The organism is Flavobacterium sp. W22_SRS_FK3 (assembly GCF_052113665.1).
Classification (GTDB): Bacteria; Bacteroidota; Bacteroidia; order Flavobacteriales; family Flavobacteriaceae; genus Flavobacterium.
The window spans coordinates 1-25,940 of record NZ_JBGQOF010000025.1 but is presented as its reverse complement, the minus strand read 5'-3'; the positions used below and the strand labels follow the sequence as shown (position 1 = coordinate 25,940).

20 protein-coding genes and 1 pseudogene are annotated in these 25,940 nt (G+C 30.4%); 9 read left to right on the top strand and 12 right to left on the bottom strand.

Going from position 1 to position 25,940, the window contains the following annotated elements; genetic code table 11:
- The first annotated feature begins 372 nt into the window (after positions 1 to 372).
- Genes ACEN2I_RS17720 through ACEN2I_RS17710 form a run of 3 tightly spaced genes read left to right on the top strand, consistent with a single transcriptional unit; the run spans position 373 to position 1,847 of the window.
- Positions 373 to 597, top strand: a complete 225-nt coding sequence (locus tag ACEN2I_RS17720) for a helix-turn-helix domain-containing protein (protein ID WP_095384033.1) — start codon at positions 373 to 375, stop codon at positions 595 to 597.
- On the top strand, positions 572 to 907 hold the full coding sequence (locus tag ACEN2I_RS17715) for a HipA N-terminal domain-containing protein (protein WP_095384031.1): 336 nt from the start codon (positions 572 to 574) through the stop codon (positions 905 to 907). Before ACEN2I_RS17720 ends, ACEN2I_RS17715 begins: the two co-directional genes overlap by 26 nt.
- The gene (locus tag ACEN2I_RS17710) at positions 900 to 1,847 is read left to right on the top strand and encodes a HipA domain-containing protein (protein WP_441767434.1); all 948 of its coding nucleotides are present in this window, start codon (positions 900 to 902) and stop codon (positions 1,845 to 1,847) included. Before ACEN2I_RS17715 ends, ACEN2I_RS17710 begins: the two co-directional genes overlap by 8 nt.
- Positions 1,848 to 3,028: 1,181 nt before the next feature.
- Here the strand turns inward: ACEN2I_RS17710 and ACEN2I_RS17705 are convergent.
- Complete coding sequence (locus ACEN2I_RS17705; protein WP_441767433.1) at positions 3,029 to 4,252, bottom strand: phage integrase SAM-like domain-containing protein; 1,224 nt, start codon at positions 4,250 to 4,252, stop codon at positions 3,029 to 3,031.
- Between the two features lie 987 nt (positions 4,253 to 5,239).
- Here ACEN2I_RS17705 and ACEN2I_RS17700 point away from each other — a divergent pair.
- Positions 5,240 to 5,692: a lipocalin family protein gene (locus ACEN2I_RS17700; protein WP_441767432.1), complete on the top strand. Its 453-nt coding sequence runs from the start codon at positions 5,240 to 5,242 to the stop codon at positions 5,690 to 5,692.
- 791 nt (positions 5,693 to 6,483) lie between these two features.
- On the top strand, positions 6,484 to 6,732 hold the full coding sequence (locus tag ACEN2I_RS17695; RefSeq protein ID WP_441767431.1) for a hypothetical protein: 249 nt from the start codon (positions 6,484 to 6,486) through the stop codon (positions 6,730 to 6,732).
- Positions 6,733 to 7,020: 288 nt separating this feature from the next.
- Here the strand turns inward: ACEN2I_RS17695 and ACEN2I_RS17690 are convergent, their stop codons facing one another.
- Entirely contained in the window at positions 7,021 to 7,281 is a 261-nt protein-coding gene (locus ACEN2I_RS17690) for a hypothetical protein (protein ID WP_441767430.1), read from the bottom strand.
- 824 nt (positions 7,282 to 8,105) lie between these two features.
- On the opposite strand from ACEN2I_RS17690, the gene ACEN2I_RS17685 reads away from it, so the two are divergent.
- On the top strand, positions 8,106 to 8,375 hold the full coding sequence (locus ACEN2I_RS17685) for a hypothetical protein (RefSeq protein WP_441767429.1): 270 nt from the start codon (positions 8,106 to 8,108) through the stop codon (positions 8,373 to 8,375).
- Between the two features lie 12 nt (positions 8,376 to 8,387).
- On the opposite strand, the pseudogene ACEN2I_RS17680 reads toward ACEN2I_RS17685, so the two are convergent.
- The 4 genes and pseudogenes from ACEN2I_RS17680 to ACEN2I_RS17665 all read right to left on the bottom strand — a co-directional run bounded on the left by ACEN2I_RS17680 (position 8,388) and on the right by ACEN2I_RS17665 (position 11,636).
- A pseudogene (locus ACEN2I_RS17680) lies at positions 8,388 to 9,288 on the bottom strand (IS1595 family transposase).
- A gap of 248 nt (positions 9,289 to 9,536) precedes the next feature.
- Entirely contained in the window at positions 9,537 to 9,845 is a 309-nt protein-coding gene (locus ACEN2I_RS17675; protein ID WP_441767428.1) for a hypothetical protein, read from the bottom strand.
- 728 nt (positions 9,846 to 10,573) lie between these two features.
- Complete coding sequence (locus ACEN2I_RS17670) at positions 10,574 to 10,810, bottom strand: Pvc16 family protein (protein ID WP_441767427.1); 237 nt, start codon at positions 10,808 to 10,810, stop codon at positions 10,574 to 10,576.
- A 592-nt stretch (positions 10,811 to 11,402) separates the two neighbouring features.
- Positions 11,403 to 11,636 (bottom strand): hypothetical protein, encoded by a 234-nt coding sequence (locus ACEN2I_RS17665; protein WP_441767426.1) that lies wholly within the window; start codon positions 11,634 to 11,636, stop codon positions 11,403 to 11,405.
- A 1,721-nt stretch (positions 11,637 to 13,357) separates the two neighbouring features.
- Here ACEN2I_RS17665 and ACEN2I_RS17660 point away from each other — a divergent pair.
- Both ACEN2I_RS17660 and ACEN2I_RS17655 read left to right on the top strand, forming a co-directional pair.
- The gene (locus ACEN2I_RS17660) at positions 13,358 to 14,314 is read left to right on the top strand and encodes a PorP/SprF family type IX secretion system membrane protein (protein WP_441767425.1); all 957 of its coding nucleotides are present in this window, start codon (positions 13,358 to 13,360) and stop codon (positions 14,312 to 14,314) included.
- A gap of 199 nt (positions 14,315 to 14,513) precedes the next feature.
- Positions 14,514 to 15,254: a LytR/AlgR family response regulator transcription factor gene (locus tag ACEN2I_RS17655; RefSeq protein ID WP_441767424.1), complete on the top strand. Its 741-nt coding sequence runs from the start codon at positions 14,514 to 14,516 to the stop codon at positions 15,252 to 15,254.
- Between the two features lie 587 nt (positions 15,255 to 15,841).
- Here the strand turns inward: ACEN2I_RS17655 and ACEN2I_RS17650 are convergent.
- Entirely contained in the window at positions 15,842 to 16,768 is a 927-nt protein-coding gene (locus ACEN2I_RS17650) for a helix-turn-helix transcriptional regulator (protein WP_441767423.1), read from the bottom strand.
- A gap of 1,582 nt (positions 16,769 to 18,350) precedes the next feature.
- On the opposite strand from ACEN2I_RS17650, the gene ACEN2I_RS17645 reads away from it, so the two are divergent.
- On the top strand, positions 18,351 to 20,267 hold the full coding sequence (locus ACEN2I_RS17645) for an OmpA family protein (RefSeq protein WP_441767422.1): 1,917 nt from the start codon (positions 18,351 to 18,353) through the stop codon (positions 20,265 to 20,267).
- A gap of 400 nt (positions 20,268 to 20,667) precedes the next feature.
- Here the strand turns inward: ACEN2I_RS17645 and ACEN2I_RS17640 are convergent, their stop codons facing one another.
- From ACEN2I_RS17640 to ACEN2I_RS17620, 5 genes are all read right to left on the bottom strand, one after another.
- Entirely contained in the window at positions 20,668 to 21,267 is a 600-nt protein-coding gene (locus ACEN2I_RS17640) for a TetR/AcrR family transcriptional regulator (RefSeq protein ID WP_441767421.1), read from the bottom strand.
- A gap of 335 nt (positions 21,268 to 21,602) precedes the next feature.
- Positions 21,603 to 23,321 carry a tetratricopeptide repeat protein gene (locus ACEN2I_RS17635; protein ID WP_441767420.1) on the bottom strand — a complete coding sequence of 573 codons (1,719 nt, stop codon included), beginning with the start codon at positions 23,319 to 23,321 and terminating at the stop codon, positions 21,603 to 21,605.
- A gap of 571 nt (positions 23,322 to 23,892) precedes the next feature.
- Positions 23,893 to 24,297, bottom strand: a complete 405-nt coding sequence (locus ACEN2I_RS17630; protein WP_441767419.1) for a hypothetical protein — start codon at positions 24,295 to 24,297, stop codon at positions 23,893 to 23,895.
- A 171-nt stretch (positions 24,298 to 24,468) separates the two neighbouring features.
- Entirely contained in the window at positions 24,469 to 24,633 is a 165-nt protein-coding gene (locus ACEN2I_RS17625) for a hypothetical protein (protein ID WP_441767418.1), read from the bottom strand.
- 93 nt (positions 24,634 to 24,726) lie between these two features.
- Positions 24,727 to 25,940: gliding motility-associated C-terminal domain-containing protein (locus ACEN2I_RS17620; protein ID WP_441767417.1), on the bottom strand; the 1,214-nt coding region annotated here is incomplete at its 5' end.

Sequence of the window (25,940 nt, the reverse complement as noted above, 5' to 3'; positions counted from 1 at the left end):
CTGGCTTTTTGATTTTATAAAAATTAACAAACTGGATCAAAAAATTATAAAATCAAAAAGCCAGATGGAATCTTTTGATTTATGAAGGTATCCTCGAAAACTTACTGGTCGGTACGCTAAAAAAGATTGCATTATGCAATAAAAATAACTCTACGAATTGTCTCATAAACTTAGAACGACAAAACGATAATTATTACTTTTCTTCCTCATTTAAAATTAAATTAACATTATTTATATCTTAATGCATATAATAGGCAACAATCGATTAATTTTATATGCAAAAACATATATTTTTAGAGTTTTGTAAATTTTTATATCCAAAAGCATATAATTGAAAATTTTTGATTAGTTTTATATTCAAAAACATATAAAATGGATTTAATTGCAGAATTCGTTAAGAAAAGACGAAAACAAGCTGGTCTTACTCAGGAAGAGTTTGCTTTGAAAACTGGTGTAGCATTAACCGTTATTCGAAAGATAGAGCAGGGAAAAGAAAATTTAAGTTTATCAAAAGTAAACCAGGTCTTAAAAATGTTCGGGCATATTCTCGGACCAATAACAGAAAATAATTATGCGCCAGGCACTAATAAAGTATAATTCAATTCCAACTGGAATTTTAAGCGAATCTGCTGACGGAGAATATGAATTTACATATAATGAGGATTATATAGCAAACTTTCCAGGCCTTTTTATAACTTTTGATATGCCGGTCCGCGTACGCCCTTATAAAAGCAAAAGACTATTTCCTTTTTTTGATGGACTAATTCCCGAAGGCTGGCTTTTAAATATAGCGGCTGAAAGCTGGAAAATAAACAAAAATGATCGTATGGCGCTTCTGCTGGCGTGCTGTCAAAATGCTATTGGAGCAGTCAGCGTTCATCCCTTAAATGAAAATGAAAATGAATAAATGCCTATATTGTTACCTGGAACTTGATGAGGATCAAGTTGATTATCATTCAAAATGCAGCATAGGATTCTATGGTACCAGCCGGCCTCCTGTCCTGCCATACAGACTGGAGGATATGGAAAAATTGGCCAAAGAAGCAGTTGAACTTTCGATATCCGTTCCTGGAGTTCAACCTAAATTATCATTAGGATGGATTAAAACATTTCTGGAAAACGGACATGATGGACGTTTGACCATACTAGATGCATTAGACGGAAATTATATCTTAAAACCTCAAAATCTCCAATACAAACAGATGCCTGAAAATGAGCATCTTTCAATGAAACTTGCAGAACTGTATAAAATAGATACAGTTCCTTCGAATATGATTCGGCTTATATCAGGCGAGTTATGTTATATTACAAAACGGATTGATCGGAAAAATGACGGTTCAAAAATTCATATGATTGATTTTTTGCAAATTTTGGAATTAGGTGATAAATACAAGGGATCAATGGAAATTCTCGGACAAACTATCGGTGAATTATCTGTAAATTCACTGCTCGATAAAGTTCGATTTTTTGAACTGGCAATTTTTAATTTTATCATAGGAAACAATGATATGCATTTGAAAAATTTTTCAATGTGGCATTCAGAATTTGGCTGGATACTATCACCCGCGTATGACCTTTTGAATGTTAAAATAATATTGCCAAAAGATGACGAAGATACCGCCTTGATGTTTGGAGGCAAAAAGAAAAATTTCAACAAAGTGTATTTTGACAGGCTGGGCAGTTTTTTAAAATTAAATCCAAGGCAGGTCAATAATGTTTATCGAAGATTCAGCATCTGGCTTCCAAAAGCCATCGAACTTGTTAGCATTTCTTTTTTAGACGAAGATTTAAAATTGCAGTATAAGGATCTGATAAAAAAACGCACTAATTTATTTACTGAAATTTAAAAGTTGCACCCTGCTTTTTTGAAGCTTCTCAGCAATTTTCTCGATTTTTTTTACATTTACAGAGGTTAGTTAACCCACTAATTTTAAGATAGCCCTGTTAGTACCCTTTCATTTTTGACATAACAGCCAGTGTTACTGGTGCTTTCGATACAGGTGGCGCCTCTTTTTCTAAGATAATCTGCTTAAGAAAAATGGTTTGTTTTTTCTGTTCATCTCGTTAAATGTTCATTATTATGAACAAGAATAGCGTTTATGTTCATAATAACAAACATTATTAGATGTTTTTATTTTTCAGAAGTTAATGCTATATGATCTTTAGGATTATTTATAGTAATTGTTTTCTTTTAGAATTATTATTTTTACTATCTCCTATATCTTGATTTTTCTTATCGTCAATTCCTTTTTCATATGCCGTTCAAATGGGCATAATGTGTAATTATTTTTAACGCTTTCAGTATTATAGAAATCTATTTTTTTGTTTATTATCAATTAATAGCAAAGATTATACTTTGTCCCGCTCAATTGTGTCCGCAGTGTGGACACAATTGTAAAGGCTTGTAAATGTGAAGGTTTACGCGGATTATACTAAAGATTATTTGGAATATTTTAAGTCCATTACTGTTAATTTTTTATACTATAATCGGAAAAATTCCGATTATCTATGAAGGTTTTAGCAATAAATAACTAGTCGCATTCTAAAATAAAAAAAAAAGGAATACACTAGATTATGAGTTGTCAATCACTTTCTTTATCATTGCTTATTAAAAGATGCTTCTAAACTGGTGCTTATCTTGCATTCCAGCTGGCGCAATGTCCGGTTGTTTTTTAATGCTTTTGACAATATAAAGCTCTTTTTTTTTCTTGATTAAGAAGAGATATTAAAATGTTTATCTTCTGTCTAGTTTAATTGCGTCCGCAATGCGGACGCAATTGGAGATGTTAGTTAGTTATATTTTATTGATAAACAAATTATTTATATCGCATATTGCATATCGCAATATGCGATATAAGAGATGTCTGTGATTCGAATCTAGAGTTTGATCTCATGCTTTTACTTAAGTTTTCTTTTTCGATGTGACTCACCGTAATTCGGTCATACTTGAAAAATAAATAATCAGATTTTTAAAGGTAACTACGAGCGAAAAGAGGTTTCGAAATAGAAGACTGTTTTTAATAAAATATCACTTAAACTTAGATTTAAGTTTTTCCATATCTTCCATTATATTAACATCTAAAACCTTTGCATAGTGCTGTGTCTGCTTGGTATTGGTATGGCCCATCATGGCTGATACGTTTTCCAGTCTTACTCCATTTCCTAAAGTAACTGTGGTTGCAAAAGTATGTCTGGCAACATACCAGGTAAGGTGTTTGTTTATGCCGCAGACATCAGCAATTTCCTTTAGATAGGCATTCATTTTCTGATTGGAAATTTTCGGGATAAGACCTTTCTGCTGATTTTTGTATTTAGAAATAATTTTCTCAACGGTAGGCAGTACCGGAACATTGGCTCTAATAGCAGTTTTAGCTCTGCTGGTCATAATCCATAAGTTCCCATTTGAATCTTCAGATAAGTTTCTTTCGGACAGATCCATTGCATCGACGGGCGCATATCCTGTATAACAGCTGAAAAGAAATATATCCTTGACCTTTTCCAGACGGGGCGTTGAAAATATTTTATTCTCGATCGTATTCAGTTCCAGCTGGGTTAGGAAAACAGCATCTTTCACACTTAGCCTTCCGTCATAAACGTTGAATGGATTTTTAATGATCAAGTCCATTTTAATGGCGTAATTGCAGGCGGTTTTATACATTTTCATATATTTTACCACCGAATTGTTTTTGATGCCTGTCTGGTCTTTGAAACTGCTCTCGTATTTAAGGAACTGCTCCAGTTTAAAGACAAAGGAGCTTGATATTTCAGATGCGGGCATATCTTCCTTTTTGTAGGTACTGGTGATGAAATCCAAAAGTAAATCCCTCGCTCTTTTGTACTTCTGCAATGAAGCCGCTGCGCGTTCTCCAGAATTAACTCTTTTGGTGAAGAATATATTGTATGTTTCCATAATTTCAATTATGGAAGGACCTTGAGGCTGGCCGATTTTGACTTTTCCTGTAAGTTCAGCTTTTAGCAATTCCAGATCAACGTCAGGGTCAATTCTGAAGAGTTCTGTAAACTTCTTTTCGGCATTCAGCTGCATGAGATCAAGAGAACTTTTGATTACCTTTTCTTTTTCTGCCTTCAGTGTATTTTTCAGATGGTTTGTCTGAATCCATCTTTCTTTCGAGATGAATTTTCCCGAGGCGATTGTAATCCTTTTGTTTTTATAGGAAAGTCTTAGAATAATAGAGGATTCTCCGTCTCGGTTAACCCTCTCGGATTTTAGCAAGAAAATTGTTTTTAACATGTTATCTAGTTTTAAAATTAATAATCAAATTGAATTAAAAATTTTAAGAGAGCCCATTGATACCAGGGAATTCCCGGGGAATTCTTTTTATTTTGTTCACCAATTTTGTAAAAAGTGACCCAAAAAAAAGTGGGTACTCATTGGGTGACTACTTTTTGATAAAACATGTGCTTTTTGAAAAGTGTGTAAAAACGAAAAAGCCTTTAAACACTAGTGTTTAAAGGCTTTTGATTTTTAAAGTTTCATTTGAAACCTCTACTGGCGGAGAAAGAGGCTTCGTTGTTATTATATCATTCATAGTCAACACAATGGCTACAATATTTATTAAAAGAGGGTTGCCTATAGGGACAACTTCGCCTTATAGAATCACTAAAAAGTAAAGGAAATGAATATCTGTTTAAATGATAAGTTTAGATAATCATTTAATCCTAATATATATAGCATCTATTTTGACAAGTCGTTTATTAGGTTAACTATATTTTGGATTGAACTTTCCATAGTTTTTATGAGGCAGTCCCAATTTGTAGAGAAAATGTTTTTTGCTTTGTTTATTAGTAATTTGTCTACCTAATTTCTTTCCAAAATTATATTTAGTTACTTTTTGTCTATTGCATTTTAATTGCTCAAATCTTCATCTAGTATAATTTTGCATCTTATTTAAGAACCGAAATGAGTGGATCTCTAACTTTTTTAAGTTTAAAATAAATATTCCTGTAAATAATACAGGAAACAGCTATGAAATCAATTAGAAACAGTAAAACAGAAAAAATAATTTATAAAATCATGTAACATGAATCGAGTACAAATTATAATTTAAAAATCCTGAAAGCAATTTTAAAATTCTATGCTAAAGAATAATACACAAAAATTGATTAGAATATTTAGCATAACAAAAGAATTACATAAAAGTAAATGTATTTCTATTAGGTAATTAAAATAATAAAGTCACACAATAAAACAAATTTAAATTCTTTAAACATGAACAAAATGAAAACAACAAAAGCAATTATTTTAACAACCTTAATGGTTATAAGTACTTTATTTACCTCTTGTAGTAAAGATGATAGTGAAAGCCCATCAATTGTAGGGTTTTGGAAGACAACTTCGATTATGCGTGAAAAATTTAACGATGGAGTTTCTCAAGGAATACAAAGCAATAATGTAGATGCCAACAATTACACAATATTAACATTTAAGAAAGATGGTACATTTTCATATTATGAAGTTTCATCGAATGGTGAATCTTCAACGGATTCAGGGACGTTTACGATAAAAGATAATGTTTTATCAATTAAATATGATGAAGATGAAGATGCAGATATGGATGCATCCACTTTTACTTTAACAAATGAGACCCTTGTCTTAACTTTTATTGATGAATATACCTCGGGTGGTATCGCGATTAAAAATATAACAACAGCTACTTTAAGTAGACAATAAAAATTGTATTATTTTTATAAAAAATCATAAACTTACATTGATTTTAAATTAAACAAAAAGTGGTGATAAAATATTATTAAGTTATACACTTTTTAGACAGTGTCAAAATTAAATTTAGCTGCCTAAGAATTTGCAAACAATATAATCTTAAAACGATCTAATTTTTATACCAGCTGTAAAATGGTTCGATAATTGTTCCGTTTAAGCCGTTAATAGGACAAAAGTTCCAGTGAAAATCTGGAGCTTTTTTTAGATTTTAAAAATGATGATTATTTGTGATTCTAGTTTGCTTGTATCAAGTAAGGTTACGTCTCGCAAAACTTTCAAAATAACTATTTCTATAAGTAGGTTTTCCAAAAATTCCCTAATACTAAACCAATTTTACATTTGGCTAATGTCTCGAAATTACTTTTTGTTTAAAGATCTTACACAATTAATTTAATTGCCTTTTTCTAAATTCTAAATACAAAGTTATTATTTGAGTTATCTCCTATATAATTAGTTAGTATACAGTCAAATTTATACTGACTTACACAGGGCAGGCGAAGCAGGCCATTATGCACATGCAGCATACGGTGGGCACTATCTTGACTGCCTTTTAGTCCGTTTGAAAAAAGGTATCGGACTTGCTATTTTCAATACTATTTAGACAGTACTATAAAGATGTGCTTAGCCTTATTGCAGAATATATTAAACTACCGGCAATGAAGGGTACGCCATACTTATGACCTGCATCAACTTTTGCTGCAAGAAGAAATACAAATTTTGTCGCTTCCACAGAGTTTGATGCTATGCTGCTGCAGGTGGTCAAGGATGATGACAAGGCTATTGCTAATAACAAAAACTGGCTGTATGAACATCCGAAAGATGCCCTTATATTCAGCAAGACTTCCTTTGTCTGGAACCAGCTGAAGAAAGTTTACATGACTTCTTTCAAAGAACTCGTAACAGGTAAGCTTCCTGATGAAAATACCTTGCTTGGGTCTTTGATATTTCTTTCTGAGAGACTTCAAAGAATGGAATGGTCCATCAAAAAATAAATTCTGTAAAGCGGCAACCATTTATACAGCAGAAAAAAGATTATATGGTTAAATTGACAGGATATACTTTTTCAGTGCTATTTACACTTATTTAATCCAAATTTGCCCAACAGGAACATTTTCCGATTTTATATATTCTGCCCGCAAGACAATTTCCGGGAAGCCTTTTATAATATCTGCTATCAAATTTTCCGCTAAAATTTGGTCTACCTTATTAAAATATCGAATTGAACTAGCAACACTATTTTTTTCTACTATAGTATAATTATTCTCTACTTTGTAACCATATTAACTCAGAATTGAGATAAAATTTTGCTTTTGCAATTTTATCTTTGTCTCATTATTTTGGACTTGTATAAAAACCATTGAATTTTCAATAGCCCCTTTATGGGTATCCATCTTAATCATCTTTTTTGTTTCAGCCCTAATGGAATCAACATTATTTTTAACAATAATAGGCACTAATTTAATTACTTGGTCTCTCTCTTTTACAACATTTTCATATTTTATATTTTCAAATTCATATTTCTTCTCTTTTTCTGTTAACAATACTTCTTTTGCAGTAAGTAGTTTATTTTGATATTGAAAGTAATACACTAAACAAAAAAAAACATTGTTAATAATATATAACCCAAAAAAATTAATTTCTCATTTTTGCTTTTAGTTTCAATTGGTTTCATTATTATCTTTTTTTTTCGTTAATTATAAAATGTTTTTGCCGCTTCCATATCCTTATCCATAAATTTATAGATATACCCAATAGCAATGGTAATAATACTTGTCGAACCTATACCAACAAATTAATTTAATATTTTTGAACTTTCCTCATTGTTATTTGGATTAAATATTTGATAGCCAAAAAAAGTTAATAAAATTAATACGGTTATAATACTGACTGCCAATGAAACATAGCGTTCTGTTTTATAAATTAATGAATACTATATGATAAATTTTTAAAGCATATTCCATAATTATAGTTTTTGGTTTAATAAACTTGAATATAGCTAATATCTATTTTCTTTGTATTGTTATCTCTTCGTCAATAATAAAAACATGAAACTAGCCATTTTTTGACTCCAGATATTCAACCTTTGCATTTTTTTCCGAATTGTCCCCTACTCTCAAAATTAATTCCAGATCCTTTTATAATGTTTACATTATTGGTGTTTACAATATAAAAACTTCCTGAATCATAATTCCTGCTCAAAACATTTGCTACAAAGATTCCATAGGCCTTAAACCTGGCCCCGAGACTTGTTTTCTGTGCGCAGCAATATCATGGGATCCCGACATTCCCTTTACATTACACTTTGATATTAAAGGTTTGGATACCCTAGCACGGGCGCTAATTGTTTTTCTGTAAAAGTGTGCCAATGTACTATTTCATCTCGATGCTTGTGTTTTGCATGCAAAACATGATTTCTATTAAAATCGACCAACTGAAATATTTCGCCTTCTCTCCCAATAACAATATAGGCACGCTTTTGCTCTCTGGAGTTTTGAATGATAAGACTGAGAACGCAGCACTCATTGCTGCTCATAATATTCAGGCTTTATTATTCCTGCTCTATTGTCTGTTTCCAATTGAATATTTTTTTCTTCCTGATTTTCTGCTTGAAATCGATTATTTACTATTTTCATAATTATTTATTGAGCTACACACTTACTATCTGTTTTATGTCTTTTTGAGATATGTGTTTGGTATTTACCATTTTTTGTATGAATTTATGTAAAATAGTTGTTTTAAATGAGAACGGTTTATCCCTACAACAAAACTCATCAAAATAAGCTTGAATATGCCATTTGCTAACATGAGTTGGTATTGTCCTGATCCAAGATTTTAATTGCATAATTACAATATGTAACTCTTTAAATTTTTTCCCTTTATCACTTAATTTTTGTTCAATATTATAAAGCTTTTTAGAGGTTCATATCCTCTCCATTTATCGGTAACTATTTTGGCAGTTTTACTTATATGCTCTTCAAAAATTGGTGTTAATGATTTTGAAGAATAGTCATCGATAGACTTCACATAGACTCTTTTTATTGATACTTTTACTTTAATTCTACTGCTATTACTGCCTTTTTCTTTTTAGATTCATAACTCCTTCGTTGTTTTGCTTCTTCTTTTCCACCCATAGTAAATTCATCTACATGCACCAGTTCTGCCAAAGGATATTTCTGGCTGCTTTGCATCGCTTTACGTACTTTTTGCATAAAATACCAAGCAGTGCCTTGACGAATATCAAAACGTTTTCCCATTTGAATACTTGATACATTTTTGCTACTCGTTGTCATTTAAAATACTACACAAAAAGCTTTGTGCAAACCAAATTTTACCTTATGAAACAACGTATTTGCAGTGGTGCTTTCCACATATTGACAGCTATAAGATTGGTAATATATTCCGATTTTTTAAATCCTTTTTGTATGACCACACTTCATACAAACAAAGCCATCTTTACATTTTACCTTTGCTAAATAAGCTTTGCAAGCTTCATCATCCGGCAATTCTTTTATAAACTTTAGTATGCTTAGCCCTTCAAACACTTCCATAATGACTGATTTTAAAGATATAAACTAAATGACTAACTCAAATTATTTATTTTACTGATTTTATTTCTCTCTAATTTTAAATCTAATATGAAACAAAAATGTTTAAGAAATTTTTTACAACATCACCAACTCATAAATCCATTTTTGCTCTTTTTAAATGTTATTGAGCTCCATTAATTCCAGATATTGATTAGTTTAGTAACTTAAGTGATTGTTAACTTAATGTAAAAAAACTAATTAATTTAAAACTAAATCATATAATCATCAGCATCGTTATAAAATGTAGGATCAGAAAAACCATAATCTTGAAAATAATCATAGTCAGTCTGAACTCGATCTGTTTCAGATATAATATCTCCAAATAAATTTGTTTGATATTTAAAGTATTTTACCCCTAGATTTATCAAGTCTTCTTTCTTCTTAAGATCTTGATCTTTTAAAATTTTAATACTCTCTATTGTAAGAGGAGAATCTACAATTTTACCTTGTATTGCATTGGGTATCATCTTGGTACCATTAATTGTGGTTGCACCAAATATCTTACCATATATTCCCACAAACTGTTGGTTATTTCCTTGCTAAAAGTACTTTCAAACTATCAATAATATAATTTAAAACTTTATCATCTATGAAGTTGATTAGCCTGTTTTTTATTCCAGCGATTATATTTTTTGTTACCACCATGTCTGAATATCTTTTTTTCAGAAAATTCAGCAAAATACCCATTGACAGTCTCCTTTACTAAATCACTCAGCAATAAGGTAACTCCATTTATTTTTGCTAATCGACTTAAGGGAACCTTTATTCTATTACTGCCAGTATTCCTTCCACTAAACCTAGTTCCAATATTAAACTGTGTGTTTTCATGTTCTATGAACATAAAAACATAATCATTGTTGTTCATCACAATGTCAGCTTCAGAAGTATTACCGGAAACACATGAAAAACGAATGTATGATTCCTTGCTACTATTTCAAAAATCGTATCATCCCGATTACCTCCAATCATAACCTGAACTCTGTTTAGCTCGTTTTTAACAACAAAAAATTGGTTAATCAATTTTTTTGCTGTTTTAACATCCGGCATAATAATAAGATAAGTAGTATCACCAGAAAAACAGGGATGAACTAATTCTATTTGAAAAAAAATTGTATATCATATACCCAATCTATTAGTTATAACTATTTGCAAATCCTTTACATTTTGATCTTATGAATTACATTTATATCATGTGTAAATGATAACAAGCGAACTTTATATAAAACAGAGGGTTAATAAGAGGTATTTAAGAATGCCATACTTGATTTTGTTCTTCAAGAGGCAGCGTAACAAGCTCTACAATTAATTTCTCTATATTCTCTCCATAAAGCTCAGGCGAATTCCTTGGATCAAAGACCCGATTAGCCTGAAAAAACTTAATTACATAAGAAAGAAACTTAAGAGACTGTGTATAATCATTGAATTTTGCAACAAACAATACCAATAATTCAATCCTGATTTCAGGAAAAACCGCTACCAGCAATCAGTATTTTACTATTTTAAATTTCCTTATTTATATTTTCTTATGTAGTAATCGACTAAAGAAATGCGTTAGTTTTTTTAAACCTTTTTAAATGAACTTACATTACTAAACCACTCTGGACTCAAAATGCAGAGGTTTTTGTTTGACGAAACTGAAAGCCTCTCTATTTTGAAAATCTATTAAACAATATTAAAAGTAGAAGATTACATTTTTTCGCACTACTAAAATACTGCAATGAATTTCAGGGTTTTAAACCCCGATCTGAGACCAATAAAGTACCCCGGGGCAAAGCCACCGAGATATAAGTTGAAAATTTCCTTTTTAATTCGAAGCTGAGCTTCGAGGAATTAAACCTAAAGAGAAAGAGATTAAAACCACATTGTTTGGCGACAGCTCCAAGCTTACACATATAATATGGTCTATCCTTAAGTATTGAAAGACAATTATTTATTATATAAACGCTTAAATAATCTTCGAAGTCCGCTTTTTTATATTCTGTGATAGCTCTTGAAATGTAAGTTACACGAATTCCGATCTCCAATACATTCCATACCCCTTTGCAAGTATAAATGATTCGATAATATTTACTTCTTCACTTTTTTAAGTGTTTTTTCCTATCCACATTGGATAAATCTATATTACCATATGGTTCTAAATCACCATTCTCTAACACTTCTGATTCCAAATCACAGGATGTTACTATATGTTTTTCAACAAAATCATAAAAAAAAATAGTAAATTTCTTAAAAAAATTACTATTTTTTTCTATATTTCCTTTGCTAACCATCTTACATGGTTTTTTTATAGATAAAGCTTTAAAAATCATAATATTGTATTATTTACATGTCTAAAAACTAACTTACTCTACGTGATAAATATATAATTACAAATTATCCTAAAATTTACCTATTAAGATTACGCAAGCATAACTATTGCTGTAAAATGGTAAGCAAAACGCCAAAGAATCGCTTACGCCTAATTTAAAATTTCAATTTATCTTTTAACTAATCATTTTATTACTCTCAAATCTGGTTTGATAGCTGTTTTTTTAAATTTGATAGCATCATCCTATGCCATATCTCCCATATCTCTTTAGGTTAGCTCAAACTTTCTATCTAATAAGAAAATGTTTGCTTAATTCCCGCACTGTTAAACAACGCACTTAACTCCTTTTTTTTTATCCTTTGTTGTTTACCATGGAAAAAATGATAAATCGTATAAGTCTCATCAGATTTTATCAATCCTGCTATTACCAAATTCAGATCATCAAGATTACAAAAAGACTGGCATTTTGTCCTTGTTAGTACTTGAAAAACCAGTACCCTATTATCTATAACCGTTTTCATTTTTTTTAAAATTTAAAAAAACACTTTATACGACAGAACATCATTTCCATATAGATGTCTCAATATTCAATCAATTAATTTTTGATTTGACTACTGTTAGAAAAACTACCCTATTAACTAACTTTATGTTACGCAAAAAAAATTAAATTACCACAGATCTGTCTTAATAAAAAACTTAGCCACTATGCAATAAAAAGTGGTAATGTTTTAATGAAGAACTACTTTAAGATTGTAAATAATAATTTCAAAATTCATCATATTAACTTATCCCAATTCTTAAGAAATATTTTTTTATCAAAACTAACTTAAACATACTAATAGATAAGCCCTGTTTAAGCAAGTGCCGTAATTCAAAGCATAACTGTATGGATTAAAGAAACAAATGAATAATTACATTCAAACAAATAATAATTCAGTGCAGTTTTCAAGCAACACCCCCCTACACTTCCAATAATTTAAAACCGTGCAGCCTCAAGATTACATTTAAAAAAAATTAAAGTTCTCCATCATTGCGAGAATCAAAGCGCCTAAAAGCACAAAAGTAAAGTTTCATGATTTTTAGTAGAGATAGTTATGACAATTGGCTTTGTATTTACCCTCTTCTAAGGATTTAAAATTGCAAACAGTATACTCTAAAACAAAAACTCATTACATCAACCCGGAAATACCACTTGTAGCATACCTGGACATTATTTTAGTCTAAGATTAAATTGCATGATTACAATGGCAACTCCTTGAAATTTATCACCTGGTCACTTTTTTTTTCAATATTGTATATTTTTAAAGCCCATATACGGCCTATTTATGGGTAACTCTACGCATACTATCACTCATATGTTCTTCAAAAAACCGGTATTAATGATTTTGAGAAATAATAGTCAACAGATCTGAAAGGCTTAGATGTACAGAAATTAAATTATAGCTGGATTTATTTTATTAAAAGGATTTGTAAAAGAAACCAAACAGCTATTTATAATACTTTGCTTAACACACAATACTGCCCATATAATAAAAAATGGGACTGATTATTAAAAATCAGAGGACACAAGTAACATTTAAAAAAAAAGACAATACAGGTTGCTCGTATATTTACTATGTGACTTATTGTTGCCGACTTGCCTCTTTTTGTAATCGGTTAAAATTCAGTTGAACATAGCTTATTTACTACTATTGTACAACTAACTACTAAGAAATAACGCCAATGAAAAAAATTAACACTCAATCTCGAAAACGAATGTTTAAAAACAAATTATTAGCAATATTATTAGGTTTTCCATCCTTTATAGCCTTTGCACAACAAGAGTCTCAATATACGCAGTATATGTACAACACGCAAACCGTTAACGCTGCCTACGCAGGAAATCGGGGAATATTAAGTTTTTATGGATTATACAGAAACCAGTGGGTCGGTTTAGAAGGAGCTCCGGAAACATTAAATTTTTCAATAAACTCTCCTTTAGGCATAACAGCAGTAGGAATTGGTTTAGATATTATAAGTGATAAAATAGGGCCTTCCTCAGAAAGCAACATAGCCTTCGATTTATCATATACTATAAATGTAAGTACCAAATCCAGACTATCCTTTGGAATCAAAGCAGGAATAAATTTACTAAGTATAGACTACTCAAAACTAAATATATTCAATCCAAACGACCCCTCTTACTCAATAAATATTAAAAATAGATTATCCCCGTTAATAGGTGTCGGATTATATCTACATAACAGTAACAAATGGTATTTAGGTATTTCTACACCTAATTTCATTAGCACCACACACTACCAAGAAGGCATAGCTTCATCAACAGTCACGGAAAGAGCCCACTTTTATGGAATAGCAGGATATGTTTTTGATGTAAACAATACCATAAAATTAAAACCAGCTCTTTTAACAAAAATAGTACCTGGCTCTCCCATTTCTTTTGATTTGTCAATAAATGTCGGATTTTTCAACAAACTAACATTAGGATTAGCGCACAGGCTTGATGCCGCCGGAAGCTTATTAGCTGCTTTTCAAGTCACTGACAATCTAATGATTGGATATGGGTACGATTATGAAACTACTGCTCTTTCTAAATACAATTCGGGATCTCATGAAATATTCTTACGCATTGAATTGGCTAATAAAGCCAAAAAAATTGTTAGTCCAAGATTCTTTTAAAATCAAAGAAAATTTAGCATTACTCTTAGATGCATAATAAGTTCCGACACTATAATTTAATTTGCAATGAAACACGTTTTGAATTTCGTAGTATTAAATATCTTTTCTATATGGCTACATAATCAACGGCTTATTTATAACATCCAAAAGCTAATACCCCTTACAAATAGCAAATAAAAAAAGTATAAACTTAAAGAATATGAATTTATCGATTTTAATAGCAGATAAAAACCACAAACAAAATAAAAACTACAGTTTGTTTGAAAAGATCCCACAAGAGGTGTTCCATGTAGAATATTGTGATACATTAGCTTTAGTAGACCTGAAATACACAACAAAAAAACATGATATAATTATCCTAAATATTGATGAAAAAATTCAAGAATCATTATCCTTTTTGCAAAAGAATAATTCCGACAATACTAAGGTAATTATAATTAGTTCCAACCAAGAGAATGCAATAAAATTTTATAAATATAATATCATTGAGTATTTAGTATTTCCTGTAGATGGCAGTATCCTTTTGATTGCAATTTTAAAAGCAATACAATCCCTGGCTAGCTTTAAAAATGGTATATCAAATGAAATTGAAAATAAAAACAGATTCAACGACTTTATTACCATATCGTCGATGAAAAAAATTGAATTCATAAAAATAAAAGACATCGTATTTCTACAAGCTGATGGCAAGTATACTATAGTACATTTGGCAACAGGGACTTTAAAATTAGCTACTCGTAATTTGGGAGAATTTCAAAAATTACTAGATCCACAAGTCTTTTGCAGGATACACCATAAATACATTATCAATCTTAATAAACTTTTACAGATCAACAAATCTGATGGCTATTATTGTGAGATGGAAAACAATAAATTAATACCCGTGTCAAAAAGAAGAATGGATTTTCTAAACAAAAGCCTAAATATCAGCAATATGTAAATATTGCACCAAGAAGTAGCCCTGAAGTTTTTTTCGTAGGAGCATTACCCGTATGATTCAAAAGTTAAAAAAAGCCGATAACCGAGTTTAGATTTTTTACGGTAAATCCTAACCTTCCTGCAAACAATACCACCTATGCAGAGATTTTTGATAAGACAAAATTATGCCCGTACCTTTATATCTACTCCAAAAATCACAAGTGCACTATATACAAATCACCAAAGATCAATCTTTTATAAGTATAACAAAATCAAAGGTTAACCCAAACATAAATCTGTAAAAAACAATAGTTTTAATCCGGTAGAAGCTTTTCTTGATGAATCTTACTAAAATTAATTCTACTGTAAAGAGGCTTACCGAAAATAGGTCAGCCTCTTTTAATTTACAATAATCATACGTTTTCAAAAAACAAACCTAATAGCTCTCAAAAAAAACAGACAATGTTTATCCATAATTGAGGTATAATACTTTAATCAGTTCTTAACTATATTTGAAAAAAGGGTTCAACTTTAATTAAAAAGTCAAACCCCGTTATTTTTAAACTTACACACTTTTTAGGATAGTGTCTTTTTAAAGCTTACACACTTTTAGGCGGCAGATTGTTTTTTTTCTAAACTAATCAAATAGCTAATTAAATTCTCTTTGTCTACAATGCCTAATTTTTTACGAAGTCGGTACCTGGAAGTCTTCAAGCTCCCTGTAGAAATCCCTAAAATATCCGCTGATTCTTTAATTGTCAAATTCAATCTAAGTAAAGAACATATCTTGAGATCATTAGACCTTAAATTAGGGTGTCTTGACATTAATTCGGAATGAATACCAAACTGAGCTTCTTCGAAATAAGAATGAAATTCTTCCCATTTCTTTTCAACTGCAATACTTTTCTTCGCACTCGTTTTTAGTTCTTTTACAATATCTTTCTTCTCTGAAGGCAAAGCTTTTTCTATATCATTTAAAAGAGTTAAAAGTTGATTAATACAACTATTTTTTTGTTGAAAATTAAAAAAATAAGAACTTATTTGCTTGTCTTTATAACCTAATTGGTTTTCCAAATCCTGCAACCTGGATTTCATTTCTTTTTCTTTTTCTACTTTTATTATATATAATTTATAAAACTTATTACAATAATAAAAACAACAAATAATTATAAATGCCAAAATGAATAAAAAAAAGCCAGCTTTACTAGTATTATTTTGTTTCTCCTGAAAATTCACAAACGAATCTTTATTACTGTTGAATTTTATTGACCTCCCATTATCCGCATATAAATCATGCTGGAAAACTAAATCATTTATAAAATTCACTTCTTGTAATAGCAGCCATTTGATTTTTCTAAATTCATTTTCCGATCTTTGCTCTATCCTATTAAGCATTACATTCTTTATTTTAGTATATAAAGCTTGCTGGTTATTTTGATTATCAATTTTTGTTTCTAATTGCATTTGCCCAATGAGAAACGGAGACCATAACATCATTAAAAATAAACAGATGGCCTCAAATTTCTTTTTAGCCAAAAACATACTTTTAAACACTTTCATAAATAGACAATTCATTGTCAACAATGTAATTTTCATCTTCATAATATTTTATTTAAAGGATTAATAAATTCTGAAAACTATTTTCAAAACAACATTATTTAAGTGCGCTATAATATAATATTTGTAATGCAAATTGTTTCATTTCTATTGAATCCAGAATGCATTGCGTTTTAAAAAGGCACACTTAAAATTTGTTTTTCAAAATTACAAGCAGCTTCAATTTTGATAAAAAAAAGGGAGGATACATAAGGAGGACACCTATTATAGATAGGGGGACATTAGGGATACATTTTGCTTTTTGCCCAATAAAAACAGGCGCTAACAACTAAAATTGAATCCTAGTGCGCAAAATTCAAAAAACTATTGTTTTTTTTGATGTAACTTTTTGATAAAATTACCCTACTTCTTGTAGGTCTTAATTTCAAATTATAAGGATTCAAAATTTAGTAATATTATCAAATATCAACGCATCGACGAAATAAATAAAAGCGACTAAAAACGACCACGCAAAAGGAACTTATTTCAACAAATTTGAGTATTGTAATGAGTACCTTGGAGATTGGAAAATGGCGATTAAAAACCGAAATATTGAATATATGTCGAGATTTGGTGCAATCGAAAAAGAAGATATTGTTCTTTAAATTATAATAACATTCAAGCATTTAACAATCAAATTAATTACAAAAATGCAGCTTAACTTAATGTGCCGTTTTTATTTGCATATCCCCTTTCTTTTTATTATCTGACTCCTTCTTGTTTATAATCTCCATTTCCTACAAAATTCATCTACATGAAAAATTTCATCAAGTGACTTAAAGATGTGAACTAAATGTCGATCTCTATTAAATTTCATAAAAAAGGAAGATTTATTATCCAATGAGCTACAATCTTTATCGAACTTGCGAAACGATTTTTGAATCATCAAACTGGTTAAGGTTTTTATAACTCTTTAAGGAAAGCACAAAAGCGATGATTAGAAACCTGGAGATAAATCAGACATCTATTTAGGCTTCGACAAGCACTATAAAACTACTACAGCCAATGCCCATAATATTTTTCTAAAAAGAAACAAAAACTTCATTTAGAGGATCCAAAACCAAGTAAGTTCCGTCTATTATTTATCATGCTGTTACCTATTGATACAGTATTGCTACTTTTTGTAACCTTCAATAACGATTAATTTATTATGTATTTTATACCATTGCATTTAAAAACCAGTAAAATAAAAACTAGTAGAGCACAAGAAAAAAAACATCGATTATGTTCATTTTAGCATCCTGACTAAGCTTTACACAACAAGCCTTCTCAATGAATGTGATGCAATTTGACAAACTAACTTTAAACTATAGGATACGCATTGGATGCTACATAAATTGGGTTTGCTACTTTCAGATAACTCAAGATTAATGATTTTAATATTGCTTTAGATTACGATAATACGAAACCATAAAATTATAATTCTGAGGTACAAGAGATATTCCTGGACTTTGAAATTAAAAACTAACTCAAGAAAAAAAGCTAATCAAAGATTCTTTTAACTTACTTATGATATAACATTATGAAAACACTTTTTCTACTATTCATAATTACCCGCCTATTAACCTTCAGTGGTTTTGCTCAAGAACGAAAGTTAGACAAGGCTAATCAAAAATATGAGCAATTGGCTTATATCGATGCAACAGAAATTTATTTGGATGTTGCTAAATCGGGTTTTAAATCAGAAGAACTTTTTAAAAAACTAGGCAATAGTTATTATTTTAATGCCAATTATCAGGAGGCAACAATTTGGTATGGCCAATTATTCTCATTTGTTGGATCTTTAAGCGAGAGTATCTACTATTTACGATATTCTCAATCACTTAAAGCAATAGGCAGGGACAAAGAATCACAACAATGGTTTGATAAATATGCTAATAAATCTGGTCTAATAAATACGAGGTTCAAAAGTGCAGACGATTATTTAGCTATTATAGAGCAAAATTCTGGTCGTTTTACAATACAATCCTTAGCTATTAACACTCCAGGGATAGATTTTGGCAGTGCTTTTTATGACGATAAAATTGTATTTGCTTCCACAAAAGACACTACAACAGTATATAAACGAAAAAGCGAATGGGATGGCTTGTCTTTTTTAGATCTTTATGAAGCTACTAAAAATGAGGACGGGACACTTATAGACCCTGTCAAGTTAAAGGGAGATGTTAATACCAATCTACATGAGTCTACTGCTGTGTTTACTAAAGATGGTAAAACAATGTATTTTACCCGAAGTAATATAACTCCAAAGACCAAGCGAACCAAAAACCAACATGTCCATCTAAAAATATATAGGGCACATCTTGTGAATGGTAAATGGAAAGATGTAGAAGATCTATCAATCAATAGCGATAACTTTTCTACCGCCCATCCGGCCTTGAATAATGATGATACTATTTTATATTTTGCATCAGACAGACCTGAATCTATAGGCTTAACAGATTTATATAATGTTACTATAGCACCTGATGGCTCCCTTGGAGAGGTACATAATCTAGGCGAAGAAATTAATACGAAAGGACGAGAATCCTTTCCCTTTATTACCTCTGACAATGAGCTTTATTTCTCTTCTGATGGACACTACGGACTCGGTGGATATGATGTCTTTTATGCTAAAATAGATGAAAATAAAACTTATACCAATTTATTAAACGTTGGAAAACCGATCAACTCTTCCTATGATGATATTGCCTTTATAATTGATAAGAATAAAGGATATATCAGTTCTAATCGATTGGGGGGGTATGGGTACGATGATATTTACAGTTTTATTGAAACAAAAGATATTAAAGAGCTTTTAAAGAGTAAAGTTTTTGGAGTTGTATCAGATCGGAGTACCAAGGAACCAATACCTAATGCCACTGTTAAAGTACTCGATTCAAACAATGAAGAATTATTTGTATTGCAGACCGACAGCTTAGGGTATTATGAAGCAGAGGTGCAATATAGTGAAGCTTATTTTTTAGAAGCTAGAAAAATAACATACAGTAGCGATAATGCTTATTCAAAAAGAGAAGTACGACTACGAGAGCATAATTTTGAATTAGAGCAAATAATAAAAAAAATCAAGGAAGGTGATGATCTAGCCAAGACGCTAAATATTATCATACATTTTGATTTAGATAAATCTTTTATTAGACGTGATGCGCAGGTAGAATTAGAGAAACTGGTAGTATTTCTGAAAAAAAATCCTAGTCTTAAAGTTGACATCCGCTCCCATACGGATAGTCAAGCAAGTGATTCCTACAACATCGCACTATCCAATAGGCGTGCAAAATCAACCTTAAAATATTTAGTTAAAAGAGGCATCCTAAAAGAAAACTTAAGCGCGAAGGGTTATGGAGAAACTCAATTGGTTAATGATTGTACCAATGGTATTAAATGTACTGATGCTAAACATGAAGAAAATAGAAGAAGTGAGTTTATTGTTAAAAGATAAAATCCTATCCCCTTACAATGTATTTTAAACATTTATTATGGATTACAAACTCCATTAATGACAAAAAAACTATTATTGCTGTTTATTTATCCTAATAAGTTCCTATTCTAGTTAAGTGTGTTTCTTGAGTAATTGGATAAAAATCTTCTTCCAAATCTTTCATTTGAATTGTCTTATTTTTATCAATATAAACCAATACTTGTTTTTGCCTATACTGGTACTGCTTTTAATATTTTGTAGTATATAACCTGTATTTAACTGATATAGGGTTGCGCGTTTAAATTGTTGCTAGGAACTAGAATTTACTGTTTTTTTTTAATAGGTTTGCGCAACTTTATCCTGTCTTATCAAGTGCACTAGGGGCAAGAGTTATTGTTTTCATAAATTATAGATTGGATGATTAAGCACTAATTTTTTTAAGTTGTTTTTCTAATTCCAGTATTCCTTTTGCTGTTGCCATAGCTCTTATATGATATTCGAGTGCTTCCAACTCTACTTGTTGAGCTCCTTTTTCAGAAACAGTAGTTTCATGAATGTGAAATATCAGGGTATAATAAAATTTCACATAGATATCAATATTTAAATCTTTTCGATATAATTCCTGATTAATTCCTTTTACTATATTTTCTCTAAAATAGAGGCAACATTGATCAATCTCATGTGATAGCGCATTCTGGTAAATCTCTGGATAATGTTTTTTGAGTTGACAAATAGGAGAAGTGTCAGTATTATTTTTGAACATGTCACGAAACATCTCCCTGATTTCAAAATTTTCATGAATCGCATTGTAATTTTTGGCTACAATGGTATCAATAACTTCATGAAGTTGTTTATGGGCCATTGTAGTGCTTTCTTCAATTAAGACCTCCTTATTGCAAAAATATTTGTAGATGGTTTTTTTAGAAATACACATTTCACCGGCAATATCATCCATAGTAACACTTTTAAAACCAAGTCTTAAAAACAGATTACTTGCTTTGGTTACTATTTTTTCTTTCATTTTAAATATTCAAATTGGATTAAAAACACAAGACGAAAACTTTCCTTGAAAAATAGTTTCCATTATTTTGTAATAATTTACATTAACTTACACCTTCAAAAAACCAACATGCTAAACTGCAGATTAGTAATAAATTTAATATCTTTTCCTAAGCCTCTCCTCCATTGTGATTGCATGAATTGCAATCTAGTCCAAAATCATGACGCTTAATATTATTAGTCTTGTTGATATTAAATAAAAAATCTTTGTCCTGAGGGCCTGTTAGCTTAAAAAAAATCTACTATCATCACATTGGTATTAAACTTTCATTTGGACTTTAACGATTAATTAATGAATCAAGATTCGATACTAATTAAGTAATCTAATATATTTTGTTCACTATCCAAATTCATTTTCTTTCGTAGCCTATATCTTGCGGTTTTCAAACTACCTGGAGAAATGGCAAGAATATCAGCCATTTCTTTAATAGTAAGGTTTAAGCGAATTAAAGAACAAATCTTCAAATCATTTGGTCTTAGGTCTTTATGTTTTGACATAAGCTTTGAATGAAAGCCAACTTGAGATTCTTGAAAAAACTCACGAAAATATTCCCAGTTTTTATCCGCAGCAAGATTTTTTTTTATAGATTTATTTAGCTGAGATAATATTTCGTTTTTTTCAGAACTAGGTACTTTTTTAACTTTTTCCAATTTATTAAGGATCTGTTCTATTATTTCATTTTTATTATCGTAACAAAATTTAAATGATGTTAATTGTTTATTTTTAAATTCCAGCTCCTTAATAAGTTTCTTCTCTTTTTCCATATATTTCTCTTCAAGCGTAGCAATGAGTCTATCTTTTTGAGATATCGTAAATTGATATGATGCTACTTCTTGTTCTTTAGATTCAATTTGTTTCAACAAATTTTTATTATGTGAATTTTTGGGCGTTAAATCATTTTCAGGAAGAGAAACTTTGTAATCTATAACATCTTTATTAACAACTGAACTCTCGCTAACACGATTAGCCTTACCCTTAAACAAAAAAGTAGTTAATAAGAGAAATATCAGAAGAAGAATATTCAACAATAAACTTAAATTGTTAAATAATGTAATTCTGGGTTCTTCACTTTGTAAACCTTCAAAAGAATTACTGTTGCTATATTTCATATTCTCAAAATTAGAATCAATAAATTCTTTATACCTATTATAAAATGTCAGTGCCAATGAAGGTTTATTTAAAAGTATTTTCAATTTCCATAATAAATTATAAATTTCAACAATATCAAATTTAAATTCATTTTTTTTAGCTAAATTGAGAGCATTCCGAAGAGTCTCTTCTGATTTGATAAAATCTTTACTCTCCATTAAAATTTCGGCTTTAATCAATAAGCTATTAATGGTATGAGCTATTAAATTGTTTTCACTAGCTATAGAAATAGATTGATCGATAAAATCTAAAGCTTTTTCCTTTTTATTCTTCTTTAGATAAAATTTAGAAAAAACCTTGTTAATTTCATCTGCTTTTTTTTCCTGTTTCAGTTCATTGCCCAACTTTAAAGCTGAATTAATTTTATTCGAAGCTTCCTCCAATTTATTTTCTTCTATGAAAAGTTCTGCTTGCTTTAAATTCACATCTATTAAACCAGTTGTTAAATTATTTTTTAAAAAAAAATCAAATGCTTCATTATAATATTTTTTGGCATTTTTAAATTCTTTGATTTTAACAAAACAATTTCCCAATTTTACCTTAAGTGAAGCGACTTGTTTATCATCTTTCAAATAATGAAAACTTCTAATAGATAAAAGATAATAGGTTATAGCTTGTACGTAATCTTTTTTCTTATAATCTGAATATCCTAAATTCTTATACGCCATTGCTTCCCCAATTTTATAATTAAATTTTCTCGAAATTTCCAAGGCTTTGATCGCTAATTCTACGGACTTAAATGGGTTCCTTTCTACTAAGAAATAGGAATCAGCATTCATCTCATCAATTTCCTTAATTGTATCATATAAATTGATTTGAAGAATTTTGCTAGAATAAGCAGAATCGATTCTAATTGTAATTATCATTATTAAACACAATCCCAGCTTCATTAATCCGAGATTTTTTGTAATTAAAAAAGTAGAGTTCACCATATGTTAAATTAAAAAAGACCTTATTGGATTAGATAAGGATAGAATTCTTAAGGGAACAAAGGTAGATTGATGGCGGAAGAATTTTCTTGAGCGCTAGTAGACAAAAAGAGTACAAAAAATCAAATAATCAAGACATAAGGTGGACTATTTTTTTCAAAAAATTAATAGACAATCACTTATAATCGCTCTTTACAAAAATTAAATAATAAACAATTTGGCTTTTGATCCCGTTCGTCATTTATGGATACAAGAAAACATTCTTCAAATAGTTTAGAATTCTACTTGTTTTTGAATTAAAAATCATTTTTGATCAAATGGTGCCCTACAAATTTATATACTGTAACCTTATGTATACTTGTCCGTGTCTATTATTTAATATATAAATCGATTATAAATCATGTATAGGACATAGTAAGGAAACAAATATTGGTTTGATTATTCCTAAAATAAGGATAAAGTAAAAATAAATCAATTGAGTTATTCATTTTTAGTTCTATCTATTTAGTTACTCCTTAAAACCCGCTTTTTCAGTTTTTAGATTTATTTTAAAAAATACATTTGCAAAAAATAGAATTAAAAAATTGAGCCAAAAAACAATTTGTGCTTTGATTTGATTAAATCTCATTTTTATATTATACCCAATGCCTGATAAAAGTGCATTATGAATATCTCCAGCCACGCCTTTAAGAAAATTTAATCGTAAAGCGTGGTTTCTCTTTAAATATGCTATCGTTGGTTCTATTGCTGCTCTTGCTCTAAGTCTTTTTCCGGCAACTTCTTGTTTGTATCTTGATTTTTCTTTTGTGTTTTTGGGTATTTCTATTAGAGTGTTGTTAACTTGTGTAAGGCCTCTAAATCCCCTGTCCGTACTTGCTATTGTTGGTCTGGTTCCGTCAATTAGTTCTCTCACTCGCTAGCTTTGTGCTAATGACTCTTCAAGTGTTTTACTATCGTGAGAGTTGCCCGAAAAGCGTTTGATTGAGGTAATTATACCTGTATTTCGACCTCTTGTTACGGCTACTTTTGTTCCAAACTCTTAAGCTTTATGGGCTTTACCTATTGCAATACAAGCTGTTTGAGGCTAGTGTAAACTATAAATTTTATCCTTGCTATTTCTTTGCTGTGTGAGCACTTTTTTGTAATTACTAAATTCCGTTTCGTATTGTTTCAAAATTTCTTCAGGCAGCTTGCGTTCCAGCTCTCGAACAACACGATTACCGATGGTTCGCAATTTTTTACGTGCCATTATTGCTTTCTTTTTTCTTTTTGGACTATAAAAAAATAGCGAGGAAACATCCTCGCTATTTTAATCAGAATTTTAATAGTCTTAATTTATGAATCAGTCTTTTAAATAAATATACCCAGATTGTTCTATTATTTCTTTTTTATTAGATATTGAATCAATTATTAATGGATATTTAATAATATAAAAGTACGTTCCCGATGGCAACTTCTCATTTTGTTTAATAGTTAATCTTCCTTCCGAAATACCTTTAAAACTCTTATCTACATTGTCATAATCATCTATCTCAAAAACTAAAATGCCCCATCTATTAAAAATTTTAACATTGTTACCAGGATAACATTCTATGCCTTTTAAAATGAATTTTTCATTAAAATTATCTCCATTTACGGATAGGCCATTGAATATTTCTAGCTTACAATATACATTAACAATTTGAGTAAAAGAGTCTGTGTTGCCACAACGATCACTAACCGTCCAAATACGTTCAAGTATTTGAGAACAATCATTATTACTGATTTCTCTCTCCTCAAATGTAAATATAACATCTTCTTGTTCAATTTCAAGATCAGGCTGAATTACTTCAGGAATTTTATCACAGGATGTTGTTATTTGTGATGGAATATTAGAAGAAAATTGTGGTGGAGTTGGATATACCACTATCTCGAACTCAAAGGCTTCCGAGCTACATGCGCCAAGAGAGGCTACAAGCTCATAATGACCCGCTGGAAGAGACAAACCTTCTATAGTTCCTATACTTCCTATGCTTCCCTTACTGGCATCCTGAGCCACAACAACTCCCGTATCCATATTGGTAAGGGTGTAGGTGAAATTAGACGCATCAGCTCCATTGATAGCTACAGTGCCGGTTGTCTCTCCACATACAGGCTGGTTAACAGCCACAACAGGAGATACAGGGGCTACATCCTGAACGATAGTAACCGTAGCACTGCTGCTACATCCCGAAACATTAAACACCTCAAGGGCATGAATGCCTACTGAAGCAGGGATAGATCCCGATGCGTCAGCAATCTCTACTCCATCTAATTTATAGATCAAAGTATCTTTAAAGTTGGTAATCGTAAACGAACCTCCTGTGCCATCACAACCCGCAGCTACAGTAGTAGTAATAGGTTCTTCTGCCGGTACAACTGGCACCACGATATCGAACTCAGAGGCTTCAGAGATACATGCACCAAGAGAGGCTACAAGCTCATAACTACCCTCTGGAAGAGACAGGCCTTCTATAGTTCCCTTACTGGCATCCTGAGCCACAACAACTCCCGTATCCATATTGGTAAGGGTGTAGG

What these genes read in the sequence shown, in the direction of transcription:
- ACEN2I_RS17665 (WP_441767426.1), bottom strand. Translation starts at nt 11,636, where the DNA reads ATGATTTTTAAAGCTTTATCTATAAAAAAACCATGTAAGATGGTTAGC.
- ACEN2I_RS17695 (WP_441767431.1), top strand. Translation starts at nt 6,484, where the DNA reads ATGCTGCTGCAGGTGGTCAAGGATGATGACAAGGCTATTGCTAATAAC.
- ACEN2I_RS17660 (WP_441767425.1), top strand. Translation starts at nt 13,358, where the DNA reads ATGAAAAAAATTAACACTCAATCTCGAAAACGAATGTTTAAAAACAAA.
- ACEN2I_RS17700 (WP_441767432.1), top strand. Translation starts at nt 5,240, where the DNA reads ATGAAAACAACAAAAGCAATTATTTTAACAACCTTAATGGTTATAAGT.
- ACEN2I_RS17685 (WP_441767429.1), top strand. Translation starts at nt 8,106, where the DNA reads ATGTACTATTTCATCTCGATGCTTGTGTTTTGCATGCAAAACATGATT.
- ACEN2I_RS17640 (WP_441767421.1), bottom strand. Translation starts at nt 21,267, where the DNA reads ATGAAAGAAAAAATAGTAACCAAAGCAAGTAATCTGTTTTTAAGACTT.
- ACEN2I_RS17710 (WP_441767434.1), top strand. Translation starts at nt 900, where the DNA reads ATGAATAAATGCCTATATTGTTACCTGGAACTTGATGAGGATCAAGTT.
- ACEN2I_RS17720 (WP_095384033.1), top strand. Translation starts at nt 373, where the DNA reads ATGGATTTAATTGCAGAATTCGTTAAGAAAAGACGAAAACAAGCTGGT.
- ACEN2I_RS17705 (WP_441767433.1), bottom strand. Translation starts at nt 4,252, where the DNA reads ATGTTAAAAACAATTTTCTTGCTAAAATCCGAGAGGGTTAACCGAGAC.
- ACEN2I_RS17715 (WP_095384031.1), top strand. Translation starts at nt 572, where the DNA reads ATGCGCCAGGCACTAATAAAGTATAATTCAATTCCAACTGGAATTTTA.
- ACEN2I_RS17655 (WP_441767424.1), top strand. Translation starts at nt 14,514, where the DNA reads ATGAATTTATCGATTTTAATAGCAGATAAAAACCACAAACAAAATAAA.
- ACEN2I_RS17635 (WP_441767420.1), bottom strand. Translation starts at nt 23,321, where the DNA reads ATGATAATTACAATTAGAATCGATTCTGCTTATTCTAGCAAAATTCTT.
- ACEN2I_RS17645 (WP_441767422.1), top strand. Translation starts at nt 18,351, where the DNA reads ATGAAAACACTTTTTCTACTATTCATAATTACCCGCCTATTAACCTTC.
- ACEN2I_RS17625 (WP_441767418.1), bottom strand. Translation starts at nt 24,633, where the DNA reads ATGGCACGTAAAAAATTGCGAACCATCGGTAATCGTGTTGTTCGAGAG.